Origin of the sequence: Streptomyces scabichelini (assembly GCF_011045015.1) — a bacterium.
GTDB lineage: Bacteria > Actinomycetota > Actinomycetes > Streptomycetales > Streptomycetaceae > Streptomyces > Streptomyces scabichelini.
Map to the genome: position 1 here is coordinate 1 of NZ_JAAKZY010000220.1, position 16,595 is coordinate 16,595.

Genomic DNA, 16,595 nt, shown 5'->3' on the forward strand with positions numbered 1-16,595 from the left:
CCACCCTCACTCGCACTCCCACACCGCCCCCCTCACCCTCAAAGACACCCTCCTCATGGGCTTCGCCGGAGGCCTCGTCCCCAGTCCCTCCGCCGTTGTCGTCCTCGTGGGCGCCGCCGCGCTCGGCAAGGCCTGGTTCGGGCTGCTGCTCGTGCTGGCGTACGGCGCGGGGCTCGCGCTGACCCTCACGGCGGCCGGGTTCGCCGTAATTCGGGTGGGCAGCCGGGTGGCGAAGGCCATCGAGAACGGCGCTCGGTGGTCGGGCGGCAGGACCGCCGCCCTGGTCCGCCGGTCCGCTCCGCTCGGCTCCGCGTTCGTCGTGGTGGCTCTTGGGGCTGGATTGGTGTTCAAGGGGGCGGCAACCGCACTCGGCTGAGTTACTTTTGTTCTGAATAGTGCGGTTGCGAATGGGGGGCGTTCGTGTCGGAAGAGCCACGCAGTGAACGTGTGATCGCGGGGCGCTACCGTCTGCTCTCCCCGCTGGGCGAAGGCGGGATGGGGACCGTGTGGCGCGCCCGTGACGACGTGCTGCATCGCGAGGTCGCCGTCAAGGAGGTGCGCGCCCCGGCCGGGCTGCCCGCCCCCGAGGTGGAGCGGATGTACGCGCGTCTGGAGCGCGAGGCCTGGGCCGCGGCCCGCGTCGCGCACCGGAACGTGGTGACCGTGTACGACGTGGCCATGGAGGAAGGCCGCCCCTGGATCGTGATGGAGCTGGTCCGCGGCCTCGCCCTCTCCGACGTCCTTGACGCCGAGGGACCGTTGTCGCCGCAGCGGACCGCGCACATCGGCGCCGAGGTGCTGGCCGCCCTGCGCGCCGCGCACGAGGCCGGAGTCCTGCACCGCGACGTGAAGCCCGGCAACGTACTGATGGCGAACGACGGCCGCGTGGTCCTCACGGACTTCGGCATCGCCATGGTCGAGGGCAGTTCCGCGCTCACCATGACCGGTGAGGTGATCGGCTCACCCGAGTTCCTGGCGCCGGAGCGGGCGCTCGGGCGCAGGCCGGGTCCCGAGTCCGATCTGTGGTCGCTCGGCGTGCTGCTGTACGCGGCGGTCGAGGGCAACTCGCCGTTCCGCCAGGACACCCCGCTCAGCACCCTGCGCGCGGTCGTCGACGAGGAGCTGCCGCCGCCGCACCGCGCGGGGCCGCTGGCCCCGGTCATCGAGGGCCTGCTGCGCAAGGATCCGGCCGAGCGGATCTCGGGCGAGGCCGCCGAACAGGACCTGCGCCTCATCGCCGCGGGCGGCACCCCCCGCGGCCTCCGTGCCGGCGCCGCGTACACGCCGACCGTCGCGGCCGTCCCTCAGCCGGCCCCGACCGCACCGCACCCCGCGCCCGCGCCTCCCACCGGGCCCCGGACCCCGACCACCGCCACGACCACCACCGCGGAGCCCGCCCATCCGCGGCGCGCCACGGTCGTCCTGATCGCGGGCCTGGTCGCCCTCGCGCTCGCCTTCGCCGGACTGACGTACGCCCTGATCAACCGCGACGACGGAGGCGGTGGGGACAGCAGCAGCACCACCGGCGGCGGAACCGACGGCGGAAGCGGCAATGGCGGCTCGACGAACGGCGGCGATGAGAACGGCGGGACCAGCGGAGGCGGCGACGGCGGCACGACCACCGAGAGTTCGGGCACGACCGGCGGCTCGACCAGCGGCGGCCAGACGACCACTCCCCCGCCCCAGTCCGTCAGGGTCACGGTGACGGGCGCCAACACGCGGTACAGCGGCACCTGTCCACCGCCCGGAGAGCAGGCGCCCACGTTCACGGCGACCATCACGATGGGCCGCGTCCCCGTGGAGGTCGACTACCGCTGGGTGACACAGAGCGGCGAGCCCTCCGATCCGGGCTGGAAGACGCTCTCGTTCTCCGGCGGCGACAAGACCCGGCAGGTCAACCATGTGGAGACGACGTACGAGGAAGGCGGCACGACCGAGAACGCGATGAGCGTGGAGGTCCGCAGCCCGGTGCATACGACGTCCAACTCGGTCGCGTTCTCGGTGACGTGCGAGACGGAGACCCCGACAACGGGCGGGGCCTCCTCCCCTACGCCGTAGCGGCGTCTCGCAGCCTGGCGGTCAGACCGCGCTCTTGAGCACGGGCAGATAACCGCCGGACTGCCCGGCCGCGTTCGGGTGGTACGACTCGCCGATGTTCTGCCAGTTGATGCTGTGGATCCACGAGCTGCCGGAGCAGATCTCGTGTCCGGTGAAGGCGGGCCTGACGTCGCCGAAGGTGAAGCCGTGGTCGGCGGCACGCTTGGCGATGGCGCTGTTCAGGTAGTCGGAGGCGTCGTTGATGGCGCCCCGCTCGGTCTCGGTCATGCCGACCGCGCAGGTGCCGTTCAGCTTGTAGAAGCGGGGGTAGCCCAGGACGACCACATGGGCCGCCGGAGCCTTCTCACTGATCGCCGAGTAGACGCTGTCGAGCTTGCCGGGCAGCGTCGAGTCGACGTACGCCTTCGCCGTGTTGATGCGGGCGAGGCAGGCGCTCTCGGACTGGAGCACACAGGTCGTCATGACGTCGACGAAACCCGCGTCGTTGCCGCCGATGGTGACGGAGACGAGACCGGTGCCGGGACCGAGCGGGCCCAGCTGGTTCGCCAGAACATCACCCGTACGAGCGCCCGAGCACGCCGTGAAGTTGAACGAGGAGGGTGAACTGGCGGCCGCCCAGAGGTGGGGGTACGCCTTCGTGCTGCGCTTGCAGTTGCCGCTGGAACCGATGTAGCTGCCCGCGCCGACACCGGAGGAGTAGGAGTCGCCGAGCGCCACATAGCCGGTGGCGGCGGCCTTTTGGGATGCCTGCGCCGTCGTGGCCCCGGTGAGGGCGCATGTGCCGGCGAGGAGGAGTGAGGCGGCGTATGCCGTAAGTCGGGAACGTCTCATGGAACCTCCCTTTAGCAGGATCTCTGCCACAACGTTCGTAGCACTGCAGAGAGTTGACGGGAAGTGTCCATGCCAACACTTACCCGGACTTACCGGGAGTCACACGGCGCGTTCACCGAGCGTTTCGTTTCGTGCACGTGACGTAAACATGACAAAGCCTCAACTCCCTTGAGCTGCACGGCAGTTCGGATCACGCTGGTGTCTCAGCCGGTAGCGGAACGCAACGCTCCTGGTTGTGTGCGCGATCACGCGCACACCCCCCACAAGCGCGCGCCACACCCCGGCGCGCGCTGCCTAGAGGAGGACTCCCTCGTAATGGCACAGCTGCGCAGCAAGAAGATCCGGATCGCCGCGACCACGACCGTCGCGACCGCCGCCCTCCTGGGCGCGGTCACCGCTCTGCCCGCCCAGGCCGCACCGGCCCAGGGCCGGGTGCTCGCGGCGGACTCCCCCACTGCGATCAAGGGCAGCTATATCGTCACACTGAAGAAGAGCGCGGGACTCAAGGCCGCTTCCGCCGAGGGCAAGGGTCTGATCAACGAGTACGGCGGCACGGTGAAGAAGACCTTCGACACCGCGCTCAACGGCTACACGGCGGCGCTCACGGCGAGTGAGGCGAAGAGACTCGCCGCCGATCCGTCCGTGGCCTCGGTCGAGCAGAACCAGCGGGTGAGTCTCGCCGACACCACCCAGTCCAACGCCCCCTGGGGCCTGGACCGCATCGACCAGTCCGCGCTGCCGCTCTCGACCACGTACACCTACCCGGACTCGGCGGGCAGCGGAGTGACCGTGTACGTCATCGACACCGGCGTACGCGTCACGCACTCGGAGATCAGCGGGCGTGCCGCGGACGGCTACGACGCCGTGGACGGCGACACCACCGCGCAGGACGGCAATGGCCACGGCACCCATGTGGCCACGACCATCGCGGGCTCCACCTACGGCGTCGCCAAGGAGGCGGACATCGTGGGCGTCCGCGTGCTCAACGACAGCGGTTCCGGCACCACGGCGGGCGTCGTCGCGGGCATCGACTGGGTCACCGAGAACGCCACAGGACCGGCGGTCGCCAACATGTCGCTCGGCGGCGGCGCGTCCACCGCCCTCGACACGGCCGTCGCGAACTCCATCGCCAGTGGAGTGACCTACGCGGTCGCGGCCGGCAACTCCGGCGCCAACGCCTCCTCGTACTCCCCCGCCCGCGTCGCCACCGCGATCACGGTCGGCGCCACCAGCAACACGGATGCCAAGGCCAGCTGGTCGAACTACGGCTCCTCGCTGGACATTTTCGCGCCGGGCGTCTCGATCACCGCCGGCTGGAACACCGGTGACACCGCCACCAACACCATCTCCGGTACGTCGATGGCGACCCCGCACGTCGCGGGCGCCGCGGCGGTCTATCTGGCGAACCACACCACGGCCTCACCCGCCACAGTGGCCTCGGCCCTGGTGGGCGGCGCGACCTCGAACGTGGTCACCAGCCCCGGCAGCGGCTCCCCCAATAAGCTGCTGAAGCTCGTTCCGTAGCCTCAACTCACCTCGAACGACGGCCAGTTCCCCGGTGGAAGCCCTTCCTCCGGGGAACTCGCACTTGGCGCTTCCGCATCTTGACGTCCATATGCCCGCTGCGCGACATTGAAGCCCGGCATCCGGCGCTTCGGGGGGCAAAGACGCCAATGGAGACCTTGCGTACCAAGTCATCTTCATCAGACCCATCTTCATCAGGCGGAACTTCATCAGGCACAGACGGGCCGTCGCGACAGGATCCGGGGAGGGACCTGTTGCCGCTGCTCGCGGGAGCCGCCACGGCGATCGCGGGGGTCGGTGCGGTGCTGGCACTCACCGACGTGGACTCACCCCTGCGCGCGCCGTTCACGCTGTTCTTCCTGTTGGCCGCGCCAGGAGCCGCGGTCGCAACCGCTTTGCGGGGACTGGAACCGTTCGGCCGCATCGTGGCGTCTTTGTCCGCAGCGGTAGCGGTCAACATCCTGGTCGCCCAGGGCATGCTCGCGGTGCACCGGTGGTCGGTCCGGGGCGGAATCGCGGTCGTTGCCGCGCTCAGCTCTCTCATGCTTGTGCTGGTCCTGGTACGGCGGCTGCGCGGCCGTACGGCGAGAAGACGGGCTTCCTGACGTGGACATCAGCGTGTACCGCCCCGGCGAACTGACGGCCGCCGACCGGGCGGCGTGGTCTGCTCTGCAGTCGAAGGCCCATCTCAACGGCTCGCCCGAGCTGGCGAACCCGTTCCTGTCACCGGAGTTCACGCTCGCGGTGGGGCGCTGCCGGCGAGGCGTGCGGATCGCGGTCGTCAGGGAGGACGGGGAGCCCGCGGCCTACTTCCCGTTCCAGAAGACCTCCGCGGGCGTCGGCCGGGCGATCGGTCTCGGCGTCTCGGACTGCCAGGGCGTGGTGCACCGGCCCGGCTTCACGTGGGACGCGCGGGAGCTGCTGCGGGCGTGCGGGCTCTCGGTGTGGGAGTTCGATCATCTGGCTGAAGGCCAGACGCCGTTCGAGGCGAACGCCTCCGGCACCTTCCCGTCCCCGGTCATGGACGTCGACCAGGGGTACGAGGTGTACATGGGCCAGCTGCGCGCCCAGTCACCCAAGTTCACGAAGTCGACGCTCGCCAAGGAACGCAAGCTCGGCCGCGACCACGGCGAAGTGCGCTATGTGCACGACGAGCGCGATCCCGAGGCGCTGCGCACGCTGATGGCGTGGAAGTCGGCGCAGTACCGCAGGACCGGGCGCAGCGACCGCTTCGCGCACGACTGGATCACCCAGCTGGTGTGGCAGCTCTTCCACAGCCGCTCCGACTCGTTCGCCGGGGTCCTGTCCGTGCTCTACGCGGAAGGCAAGCCGATCGCCGCGCACTTCGGGCTGCGTTCCGAGCGCGTGCTCGCGTGCTGGTTCCCGGCGTACGATCCGGCGTTCTCGAAGTACTCCCCCGGACTTGTTCTGCATCTGCGCATGGCCGAGGCGGCCGCCGCCGACGGCATCGCCTATCTGGATCTGGGCCGGGGTCAGAAGGAATACAAGGACTCCCTCAAGACGCGCGAACTCGCCGTGTCCGAGGGGTTGGTCACGCGCCGCCATCCGGTGGCGCTCGGGCATCGGGCGCGACGCGCTCCGGTCCGGGCTCTGCGGAACGCGGTGCTGGCCCGGCCGGAGTTGTTCGAGTCGGCCGACAAAATGCTCAAGCGGATGGGAAAAGTCCGTTCGAGCAGTCAGGTAACGACCAAATCAACGAAAATGTGAGGTCTCGTTCCAGGTCTTGCCATATGGACACAATCGTCAATACCGTCGTACATCATCAAAACCCGCATCAGCGCCATCATCAAGCGGCTCTAGGGGAGGGCTCAAGGACCGCGATGGTTCCGGTACGGGGCGCGGTAGGGGGGTGCCGTGCTCGGTGTGACCACACGTGATGCCGAGTCGCGGGCCGCGCGACCGACTTTTCCCGGTCGGCCAGCTTTGCCAGCTCACCCGACGTGTACGGAGATCTATTTCGGCATGCCGTAAGTGAGAACCCCCCTTTCGAACCGGACAAAGAGCCGGACCGCCCAGGGGCGGGCGGTCCACCGGACGAGAGGGATCAGACTCATGAGTTCTTTTCTGCGCCCGGCGGTTTCGGGACAGGAACCGTCCACGGCCGGCCAGTACCGGCCCATATCCAATCACCTGGCGATAGCGCCTCCGGTGAGTGTGGTGATTCCCGCCATGAATGAGGCGGAGAATCTCCCCTACGTCTTCAAGACACTGCCGGCGTGGATCCACGAAGTGGTTCTCGTCGACGGCAATTCCACCGACAACACCGTCGAAGTGGCCCGCGAACTGTGGCCGGACGTCAAGGTGGTGAAGCAGCGCGGAAAGGGCAAGGGGGATGCCCTGATCGCCGGCTTCGCCGCGTCCACCGGCGACATCATCGTGATGATCGACGCGGACGGCTCGGCCGACGGCCAGGAGATCGTCTCCTACGTCTCCGCGCTGGTCTCGGGGGCGGACTTCGCGAAGGGGTCGCGGTTCGCCAACGGCGGCGGCACGGACGACATGACGCCCATCCGCAAGCTGGGCAACTGGGCGCTGTGCACGATCGTCAACCGCAAGTTCGGCGCCCGCTATACCGACCTCTGCTACGGCTACAACGCGTTCTGGCGCCACTGCCTCGACAAGATCGACCTCGACTGCACCGGCTTCGAGGTGGAGACCCTGATGAACATCCGGGTGGTCAAGGCCGGGCTGAAGGTCCAGGAGATCCCGAGCCACGAGTATCTGCGGATCCACGGCGCGAGCAATCTGCGGGCCGTCCGGGACGGGCTGCGGGTCCTCAAGGTGATCCTCAAGGAGCGCTCCAACCGCCGTTCGCTGCGCCGTGCGCACGCGCTCGCGCTCAACATCAAGCGGGGAGAGGTGTCTTGAGCACGATCGACATCTCGGTGGTGATCTGCGTCTACACCGAGGACCGCTGGGAGGACATTCTCGCGGCGGTCTCCTCGGTGGGGGCGCAGTCCCGGCCCGCCCTGGAGACGCTCCTGGTCGTGGACCACAACCAGGCGCTCCTGGACCGCCTGACCAAGGAGTACAAGGAAGCCGACGCGGTGCGGGTGCTCGCCAACGCGGGTCCCCGCGGCCTGTCCGCGGGCCGCAACACCGGCATCGCCGCCTCGTCCGGTGAGGTCATCGCCTTCCTCGACGACGACGCGGTCGCCGAGCGCGACTGGCTGCTCCACTTCGCCGAGGCGTACGCCGATCCGCACGTGATGGCCGTCGGCGGCCGGACGCTGCCGATCTGGGCGTCGGGCCGCCGGCCCGACTGGTTCCCGGAGGAGTTCGACTGGGTCGTCGGCTGCACGTACAAGGGGCTGCCCCCGGGTCGCGTACAAGTGCGCAACGTGCTCGGCGGCAACGCCTCGTTCCGCCGTACGGCGTTCGACGCGGCGGGCGGCTTCGCCACCGGTATCGGGCGTGACGGCGACAAGCGGCCGCTGGGCTGCGAGGAGACGGAGCTGTGCATCCGTCTCACCCGCGCCAGACCGGACGCGATCCTGCTGATCGACGACCGCGCGGTGATCCACCACCGGGTGCCCGAGGTGCGCGAGCACTTCGGGTACTTCCGCACGCGTACGTACGCGGAAGGGCTGTCGAAGGCCCTGGTCGCCCGTAGTGTCGGCGCCGGCAAGGGACTCGAGTCCGAGCGCCGCTACACCACACGCGTCCTGCCCGCCGGGGTCGCCCGCGGCCTGCGCGACGCCCTGCTCGCCCGCCGGGGCGGCGCCGGCCGCGCCGCAGCGATCGTCGCCGGAGTGGCGACGGCGGCGGGCGGGTACGTTGTCGGGAGCGTCCGGGCACGCAGGGGCGGCGCCACCTTCTCCGTTGTGGAGATCGAGGGGGTCCCGGACGACGAGGGGGCAGCGGCATGAGCGATACGAGTGTGTGCGGGACCTGGGGTGATGTCCGGTGAACGCCCCCGTGCCCATTCTCATGTACCACGCCGTCTCGACCGCGCCCAATGACGCCACCCGGCAACTGTCCGTCGCGCCCGAGGCGTTCACCGAGCAGCTGGCACTGCTCGAAGACCTCGGGTTCACCCCGGTCGGCACGGCTCAGCTGGCGAGCGGCTGGCGCCGCGGTGCTCCGCTTCCCGCACGCCCCGTTCTCATCACCTTCGACGACGGCTACGAAGGCGTGCACCGGCACGCGCTGCCCGTGCTCGCCAAGCACGGCTTCGCGGCCACGCTGTTCGTCTCGACGGGCTGGCTGCGCGGCACGTACGACACCGGGGGCGCCCTGGACACGATGCTCGACTGGGGCCAGGTGCGCGAACTCGCGGGCGAAGGCGTCGAGATCGGCGGCCACAGCCATACGCATCCGCAGCTCGACCAGCTCACGGACGACGCCCTCCGGTTCGAGCTGACGCGCTGCAAGGAGATCGTCGCGGACGAGCTGGGTGCCGTGCCCGTCTCGTTCGCGTACCCGTACGGCTACTCCAGCCGCCGGGTGCGCCACGCGGTGCGGGAGGCGGGCTTCGCCCAGGCGCTGGCCGTCAACAACGGCCTGGCGCGCCGCCACCAGGGCCCATACGCCCTGCAACGCGTCACCGTGCGCCGCTCCACCGGCATCGAGGAGTTCGAGCGGCTGGTTGAAGGCCGTGCGATCGCCCGCGCCTTCGCCAGGGATCGTGTCCTCACCAAGGGGTACGCCATGGTCCGCAGAGCACGACAGATCCGCCGGAAGGCCATCCGTTCCCGTGTCTGACACGACCACAGCGCAGGCCGAAGCGCCCACGACCGAGACGCCCGAGAAGCAGTCGGGGCGCCGACTGCGGCTGCCCGGGATGAGCAGGGGCTCCGGAGGCAGTCCGCTGTTCCGGAACGCCTACGCCCTGATGCTCAACACCGGGATCTCCGCCGTGCTCGGCCTCGGCTTCTGGCTGGCCGCCGCCCGCTACTACTCCGAGGACGCGGTCGGCCAGGGTTCCGCCGCGATCGCCGCGATGAAACTCCTCGCGGGCCTCACCGCGGTGACGCTGACGGGCGCCCTCGCCCGGTTCATCCCGCTCGCGGGACGCGGCACCGGGCGGCTCATCTTCCGTACGTATGCGGGCAGTTCGCTGATCGTGGCGTTCGCCGCGGGCATCTTCCTGCTCACGCTGGACCTCTGGGGGCCCTCGTACCGCTTCCTGGACGGACCGCTCAACGGCCTCGGCTTCGTCCTGGCCGTCGTCGCCTGGTCCCTGCTCACGCTCCAGGACGGCGTGCTGACGGGGCTGCGCAGCGCGCTGTGGGTGCCGGTCGGGAACACCGTGTTCTCGGCGGTGAAGCTGGTGCTGCTCGTCGCGTTCGCGGCGGCGATCCCCGCCAGCGGCGTGTTCGTGTCGTGGGTCGCGGCCATCGCGCTGTCCGTGCTGCCGCTGGGCTGGCTGGTGTTCCGGCGTCTGGTGCCCCGGCATGTGAAGGCGACCGAGGAGCACGCCGAGCCGCCGACGCTCAAGGAGATCGGCCGCTTCCTCGCGGGCGACTACACCGGCTCGCTGTTCTCGCTCGCCGTGGTCTATCTCGTTCCGGTGATCGTCGCCGCGCAGGTCAGCTCCGCCGACAACGCGTACTTCTACATCGCGATCACGATCGGCGGCACCGTCAATCTGCTCGCCATCAACATGGGCGCCTCGCTCACCGTCGAGGGCTCGCACGACCCGGCGCGGCTCGCCGCGAACACCAGGGCCGCGCTGATCCGGATGGCGCGGATCATGCTGCCGGTGGGCGGGGTGCTGTTCTTCGGGGCGCCGTTCGTCCTGGGCGTGTTCGGCCAGGGGTACGCGGACGCGGCGACGCCGTTGCTGCGCTGGTTCGCGGTCGGCGGGGTGCTGCGGGTCGTGATGGAGACGTACTTCGCGGTGCTGCGCGCGCAGAGCCGGACCGCCGGACTCGCGTGGCTGCAGGGCCTGTTGTGCGTGCTGGTGCTCGGCCTCACGGTGATCCTCCTTCCGACCATGGGCCTGACCGGTGCGGGCGTCGCCGAGGTCGCCGCCCTCGCGGTGATCGTGGCGATCGCCTCGCCCAAGCTGTATGTGATCGTCAGGACGGCGCCGCCCGCCGCCGTGCCCGAGGACGCGGCGCCCGACGGTGATCTGGCGGACCTGGGCGCCCGCGAGGCGCCCGCACAGGACAAGGCCGAGCCGAAGAAGGGGCGCGGCCCGGTCTGGGCGCAGAAGCTCGACTCGGACACCCTCGCCCTCGGCGTGCACGTCGACTTCGACCACCAGGAGCGGCGGCCGGACGTACGGCCGGGACCGGGGACGCCGCCCACCGGGACGCCCGCGGTTCAATGGCCGGTTCACCGGCCCGACGACCGACCCGACGACCCATCCGATGACCGGCCTGATCACCGGCCGACCTGGGCGATCAAGGCGCCCCTCCAACTGCCGGCGCCGCGCTCCGAGCTGGGCCTGCCCGTCGAAGAACGGGAACCGGGCAGCGAGGCCTCCCTGGGACCGGCCGAGGCGAAGCCCGAGAACGAACCCGAGGCAGGCGCACCGTCCGGCTCATCCGCGCCGGCCCGCCGGGAAGCCGAGACCGCTCCGCCGCCCGAACCGCCCCCGTCCCCATGGGAGCAGCTGCGGCCGACCCGGGTCGGCGTCGTCCTCGGCTGTCTGCTGATTGCCGCGCTCGTCCTGTACTGGGTGCCCGTGTTCGGCCTCGGCGAGCGGGATCTCGACCGGATGGGCGGGCTCGGCCTGGTGTCCGTCCTGCCCGTGCCGACGCTGGTCGGGGCCGCCCTGCTGGTCACGGTGTTCGCCTCACTGCTCTGGGGGACCCGCGAGCACAAGGGTCTGCTCCTGGTGACCCTGCTGGCCACCGTGGTCTCGCTGCACGCGCTGCCCGCGGTGATCGAGACGGAGCCACGGTTCGCGACGGCATGGCAGCACCTCGGGTTCCTGGAGTACATCGACAGGACCGGCTCGGCCGTGCCCGACCTGGACGCGCGCTGGAGCTGGCCGGGCTTCTTCGCGGCCGCCGCGTTCGTCGCGAAGGCCTGCGGGGTGAACGACCTCACGGAGGTCATCCGCTGGTGGCCGACGGCCATGCAGCTCCTCTACCTGGCACCGATGTTCCTGCTCGTACGCCATATGCGGGCGAGCTGGCGCGCCAAGTGGACCGGCGTGTGGATCTTCGTGCTCAGCGGCTGGGTCGGCCAGGACTACTTCTCGCCGCAGGGCTTCACGTACCTCCTCTACATCGTCTTCGTGGCGATCCTGCTCGTCTGGTTCCGGGCGCCGCGCGTGCTGTGGACCAAGCGGCGGCCCGGCGAGCTGGAGGTCGAGCCGACCGACCGGCGCCAGCGGGCCGTCCTGCTGATGGTGCTGATCGGCCTGTTCGCGGCGACCGTACCGTCCCACCAGCTCACCCCGTTCGTGATGCTGGGCGTCCTGGCGATCCTCGTCCTGATCGGCCGCTCCGAACTGCGCGGACTGCCCATCCTGTTCGCCGTGATGGTCGCCGTCTGGGTGGGCTTCCTCGCCGAGCCGTACTGGTCGGGGCACTTCGACGAGCTGTTCGGCGGCGTCGGTGGCGTCGGCGGCAATGTGTCGTCGTCGGTCTCCGGACGTATCGAGGGCGGCAGTTCGACCCACAAACTCGTGCTGTACGCGCGCGTGGCGCTGGCCGGCTCCGTGATGGCCCTCGCCTGCTGGGGCTGGTGGCGGCGGCGCGAGCACAAGTACCGCGAGCGCTCGCTGATCGTCCTCACCTTCGTGCCGTTCCTCGGCTTCGGCATGCAGTCGTACGGCGGCGAAATGGCGCTGCGCGTCTTCATGTTCGCCCTGCCGGGCGCGGCGCTGCTCGCCGGACTCGCCCTCTTCCCGCGCACCGGAGTCACCGCGAAGGAACGCGAGCGCGACCAGTTCAGCCTCGCCCCGCTCGCCGCCCTGATGGCGGGCCTGGTCCTGGTCGGCGGCTTCCTGGTGGCGCGCTGGGGCAACGAGCCCTTCGAGCGGGTCCGGCCGGGCGAGGTCGCGGCCATGGAGTACGTGTACGCGCACGACGAGCCGACCGCACGGCTGCTGTGGCTGAGCGACGACCCGGTGAACACCGTGACGCCCGCGATGCCCTGGGGCGCGCGGGACATGGAGAAGGTGGAGTACGTGCCGACCCTGGCGCCGCCCGATCCGGTGCTGGTGTCGGGTCTGGTCAAGTCGCTCAAGGACGCGGGCGCGAACTCGTACCTCATGGTCAACCGCAGCCAGGTGATCTCTCTCCAGATGGACGTGGGCTACTCGGCGAGCTGGGAGTCACGGCTCATCAGCAACCTCGACGAACGCAAGGAACTGCGGAAGGTGTTCGTCAACAAGGACGCGACCGTGTACGCGCTGCGCGACCAGCCGGACGGCGGCGTCGAGAAGGCCGATCCCGGCCCGATCGGTCCCCAGGTGACCTGGACGCCGTGGTCGGTCGTGGGCGGGCTCGCGGCGATCGCGCTGATCGTGCTGCTGACGACGCGCGAGGTGGTACGGGTGGCCGTCCGGCCGAGCGTGCGCCAGTTGCAGTGGCTGCAGAGCAGCTTCTGGTTCTCGCTGCCGCTGCTGGCGGTGTTGCTGGCTTCGCTGGTGCAGCGGTTCGTGACGATGGCGTGAGCCCTGCCTCACGGGGTGAAGTGGCTTACCGGGTGAGCCACTTCACCTCGTACGCGCCCATGTCGAACCGCTTCCCGTCGACCTCGGCACTGATCTTCCGGTCCTGGGTGTTCACCACGAGGACGGCCTTGTCGTCGGCGAGGACCCGTACGTTCGGTGCGACGTCAGCGGCGACGGACACCTGCTCGTACTCCGTGCCCGGCGGGAACTCCTTGTTGAAGCGGGAGAGAAGGCCGAGCATCGGCAGGGCCTTGCCGCCGTCGGCCTTGTCGGTCGGCGTCCACAGGCAACCGGCGCAGTCGGAGCCCTTCTCCTTCTCCGGGTTCCAGTAGAAGGCGGACGTCGCGCCGCCGCGGGCCATCGCGATCATTCCGGAGGCCTGGACGGCGACACGGCGCGGCTCGGACCAGCCGTCCCGCTCGTCGTCGGCGTCGGCCGGTTCCACGTAGTACTCGGCCCACCACAGCGGCAGCTCGCCGGTCCGTTCCCGCACCCAGCGGCTGACGGCCGTGAACTTGTCCGTGGCCGCGAACTCGTCGGGCAGCAGCTCGTCGTCCTTGGTGTAGCTGGAGCCGTCCACGGCGACGAAGTCCGCGCCCGCCTTGTTCTTGTTCCAGTAGTCGAAGGCGTCGAGGACCCGCTGGTCCATGGCACCCCAGGTGCCCTTCACCGTCGTCGAGGCGTCTTCCTCGCGCGGGTCGAGGCTGTCCATCACCAGATAGGGCCCGCCGACCTGGATGTCCTCGTTGACGTTCTTCAGCGCCTTGTAGACCAGGTTGTAGAGCTCGGTGTAGCCCTCGTAGTCCCAGCGGGCCTCGGCGTCGTTCCAGAAGCCCTTGAACTCGTTCCACACGATGAAGTTGCGTACGTCCGGATAGCGCTTGGCGACGGTCGCGGCGAGCGCCGCGTAGTCCTCGAAGTGTTCGGGCCGCGGGGCGGTCTCCAGCGCGTCCTGGCTCCAGTTGGTGTTGTCCGCGCCGGACTTGCCGCCCTTCATCCAGTCCGGGGCGCAGCACAGGGTGACGACCGGGGTGCCGCCCGACTCCCGGACGAAGTCGATACGGCGGTCCATGTCCTCGAAGTCGTAACGCCCCTTGACCGGCTCGGGGTTGTCCGCCCCCCAGCCCATGATGTGCTGGATCTGCGGCAGGGGCTGCTCGCCGAGGCGGTCTCCCACCCGCTTCGTGGCGGCACCGCTGCCCTCGTCGGCGCTGAACTGGGTGTGGGTGAAGCCCCAGCCGAGGTCCGGCTGCGTCTCCTCGGGAGGAACGGCGGGCGTGCCGTGCACCTTGTCGCCGTCACGGGTCGTGCCGGCGGCGCTCCCGCCGTCTCCGGGCAGCGTGTTGATCAAGGTCAGTACCAGGGCGAGAGCAGCCGCCCCCACGCCGAGCAGAGCGGTGAGCCGCCACCGCCGCACCCCCGAATTCCACCCATGACGTCCCATCAAGGACAACAGTAGTGGCCTGGGTGGGCCGTGGGGGAGGTTCCCGGACACTCGGGGTCCCACACGGAAACCGGGTGCATGGGACGCGCGTGTGACGGATCATGTCGGCATGTCTGCGAACCCACACGACGCTCTGCCGATCCGGCTCAACGTCGACGACAGCGACTCCCCGTCGGACGTCGTCGACGCGCTGTTCCTCGGCCGCTTCGCTACGGGCGAGCAGCCGCACTCGCACGCGGTGAACATCGATCGCGTGCGCTCCGGGGCGACGCTGCTGCCGCCGGGCGCCAAGGTGCTGCGGTCCGCCCGCGACGACGACCGCAGCGCGACGCTCGCCGAGGGCGACGGCTGGACCCTGCTGATCTCGCGCTGGAACCGCGGTGCCGACGTCACGGTCACCGCGACCAGCGAGGAGCTGGCCGCGAAGGTGCTCGGCCAGGCCACGGACGGCGCGGAGGACGAGCCCGAGCCGCAGCCGGAGAACGTGACGATGGGCTTCTGGTACGTCTCGCCGAGGCGCGGCCCGCACCGTACGACCCGGCAGATCTCGGCGGGTACGTGGGACGAGATCCGCCCGAACTACACGGCACCGGTGGCGGACGCGATGGACAGCCTGATGAAGACGACACCGGAGGACATCGCGGGCCGTCTGCTCCTGCTGCACGGCCCGCCGGGCACCGGGAAGACATCGGCGCTGCGCACCCTGGCCCGTTCCTGGCGGGACTGGTGCCAGGTGGACTGCGTCCTCGACCCGGAACGCCTCTTCTCCGACGTCGGCTATCTGATGGACATCGCGATCGGCGAGGAGGACGGCACGGGCAAGGGCCGCTGGCGGCTGCTGTTGCTGGAGGACTGCGACGAGCTGATCCGCGGCGAGGCGAAGCACACGGCGGGTCAGGCGCTGTCGCGCCTGCTCAACCTCACGGACGGCCTGCTGGGCCAGGGCCGCAACGTCCTGGTGGGTGTGACGACGAACGAGGACCTGGAGCGCCTGCACCCGGCCGTCGTCCGCCCGGGCCGCTGCCTGGCCCGTATCGAGGTCGGCCCGCTGACCCGCCGCGAGTCGGTCGCCTGGCTCGGCACGGAAGAGGGCCTCGGCCGCGAGGGCGCGACCCTGGCAGAGCTGTACGCGCTGCGCCGGGGCACGTCACCGACGTCGGTGCCGGGGGCGCGGGAGGGCGCGGACGCGGGGCTGTACCTGTAAGCCACGCGGCGTTCGGCTGGTGCTTTGATGGAGGTATGACCCTGTTCGTGGGCACCTCGGGGTGGCAGTACAAGGACTGGCGCGGCGTCCTGTACCCGGCCGGGGTGCCCACGCGGCTCTGGCTCGAGGAGTACGCGGCGCGGTTCGCCACGCTCGAGATCAACAACGCCTTCTACCGGCTGCCGTCGCGGGAGACCTTCGAGGCCTGGCGGAACCGCACTCCGCCGGATTTCGTCGTCGCCGTCAAGGCGAGCCGCTTCCTGACCCACATCAAGCGCCTGCGAGACCCCGAGGAGCCGGTGCACCGCCTGATGAGCCACGCCGCGGGACTCGGCGACCGCCTCGGCCCCGTCCTCCTCCAGCTCCCGCCCACGCTGCGCGCCGACCCCGCCCTCCTCGACGACTGCCTCGCCCGCTTCCCGCCCGGCACCCGGGTCGCGGTCGAACCGCGCCACGACTCCTGGTGGACACCGCAGACACGCGAGGTACTGGAGTCACGAGGCGCCGCCCTCTGCTGGGCCGACGTCCTCGCCCGCCCGGTGACCCCGCTGTGGCGCACCACCGACTGGGGCTACGTACGCTTCCACGTCGGCCGAGCCCACCACTGGCCGCACTACGGCCGCCGGTCCCTGCTGACCTGGACCCACCGCATCGCGACCACCTGGCCCGACGACCAGGACGTGTACACCTACTTCAACAACGACCCCCACGCAGCAGCAGTCCAGGACGCCCTGCTCTTCGCCCGCCTGGCAAGGGCAGCGCGCCTGACCGTGACGCGAACGCCGCGACAGCTGAGCGCCCCGTAGGGGCGCCCAACCGGGGCTGCGCCCCGGACCCCCGCCAGGGGGTGGTGGGAACACTGCGTGTCGCGGCTGCGGGTGCGTTGTGGCTGGTCGCGCAGTTCCCCGCGCCCCTGGGTGGGTGGGGGGTGCGGG

The 16,595-nt window shown here is 70.2% G+C and carries 12 protein-coding genes and 1 pseudogene; 11 read left to right on the forward strand and 2 right to left on the reverse strand.

Annotated features, from left to right (window positions below):
* Positions 1-376, forward strand: a pseudogene (locus tag G5C60_RS41505) (nickel transporter); the annotation flags it as partial.
* A 44-nt stretch (positions 377-420) separates the two neighbouring features.
* Entirely contained in the window at positions 421-2,058 is a 1,638-nt protein-coding gene (locus G5C60_RS41510) for a protein kinase domain-containing protein (RefSeq protein ID WP_165267769.1), read from the forward strand.
* 21 nt (positions 2,059-2,079) lie between these two features.
* Here G5C60_RS41510 and G5C60_RS41515 read toward each other — a convergent pair whose 3' ends face one another.
* Positions 2,080-2,889 carry an SGNH/GDSL hydrolase family protein gene (locus G5C60_RS41515; RefSeq protein ID WP_165267771.1) on the reverse strand — a complete coding sequence of 270 codons (810 nt, stop codon included), beginning with the start codon at positions 2,887-2,889 and terminating at the stop codon, positions 2,080-2,082.
* 315 nt (positions 2,890-3,204) lie between these two features.
* Between G5C60_RS41515 and G5C60_RS41520 the strand changes: the two genes are divergently transcribed.
* The 7 genes from G5C60_RS41520 (at position 3,205) to G5C60_RS41550 (ending at position 13,012) form a co-directional block, all read left to right on the forward strand.
* Positions 3,205-4,413 (forward strand): S8 family peptidase, encoded by a 1,209-nt coding sequence (locus tag G5C60_RS41520; protein WP_165267773.1) that lies wholly within the window; start codon positions 3,205-3,207, stop codon positions 4,411-4,413.
* Between the two features lie 254 nt (positions 4,414-4,667).
* Complete coding sequence (locus G5C60_RS41525) at positions 4,668-5,018, forward strand: hypothetical protein (protein ID WP_241267450.1); 351 nt, start codon at positions 4,668-4,670, stop codon at positions 5,016-5,018.
* Between the two features lies 1 nt (position 5,019).
* Entirely contained in the window at positions 5,020-6,141 is a 1,122-nt protein-coding gene (locus tag G5C60_RS41530) for a GNAT family N-acetyltransferase (protein ID WP_165267775.1), read from the forward strand.
* Positions 6,142-6,486: 345 nt separating this feature from the next.
* On the forward strand, positions 6,487-7,302 hold the full coding sequence (locus tag G5C60_RS41535; protein WP_165267777.1) for a glycosyltransferase family 2 protein: 816 nt from the start codon (positions 6,487-6,489) through the stop codon (positions 7,300-7,302).
* Positions 7,299-8,303, forward strand: a complete 1,005-nt coding sequence (locus tag G5C60_RS41540; protein WP_165267779.1) for a glycosyltransferase family 2 protein — start codon at positions 7,299-7,301, stop codon at positions 8,301-8,303. The genes G5C60_RS41535 and G5C60_RS41540 overlap by 4 nt, the downstream gene beginning before the upstream one ends.
* Before the next feature lie 61 nt (positions 8,304-8,364).
* A complete protein-coding gene (locus G5C60_RS41545; RefSeq protein ID WP_206440631.1) occupies positions 8,365-9,138 on the forward strand; it encodes a polysaccharide deacetylase family protein in 774 nt (257 codons plus the stop codon).
* On the forward strand, positions 9,131-13,012 hold the full coding sequence (locus G5C60_RS41550) for a polysaccharide biosynthesis protein (protein WP_165267783.1): 3,882 nt from the start codon (positions 9,131-9,133) through the stop codon (positions 13,010-13,012). The genes G5C60_RS41545 and G5C60_RS41550 overlap by 8 nt, the downstream gene beginning before the upstream one ends.
* Before the next feature lie 25 nt (positions 13,013-13,037).
* Here G5C60_RS41550 and G5C60_RS41555 read toward each other — a convergent pair whose 3' ends face one another.
* On the reverse strand, positions 13,038-14,456 hold the full coding sequence (locus G5C60_RS41555; protein ID WP_165267785.1) for a GH39 family glycosyl hydrolase: 1,419 nt from the start codon (positions 14,454-14,456) through the stop codon (positions 13,038-13,040).
* 109 nt (positions 14,457-14,565) lie between these two features.
* On the opposite strand from G5C60_RS41555, the gene G5C60_RS41560 reads away from it, so the two are divergent.
* On the forward strand, positions 14,566-15,660 hold the full coding sequence (locus G5C60_RS41560) for a DUF5925 domain-containing protein (protein WP_165267787.1): 1,095 nt from the start codon (positions 14,566-14,568) through the stop codon (positions 15,658-15,660).
* A gap of 35 nt (positions 15,661-15,695) precedes the next feature.
* On the forward strand, positions 15,696-16,466 hold the full coding sequence (locus G5C60_RS41565; RefSeq protein ID WP_165267789.1) for a DUF72 domain-containing protein: 771 nt from the start codon (positions 15,696-15,698) through the stop codon (positions 16,464-16,466).
* Positions 16,467-16,595: the final 129 nt, after the last annotated feature.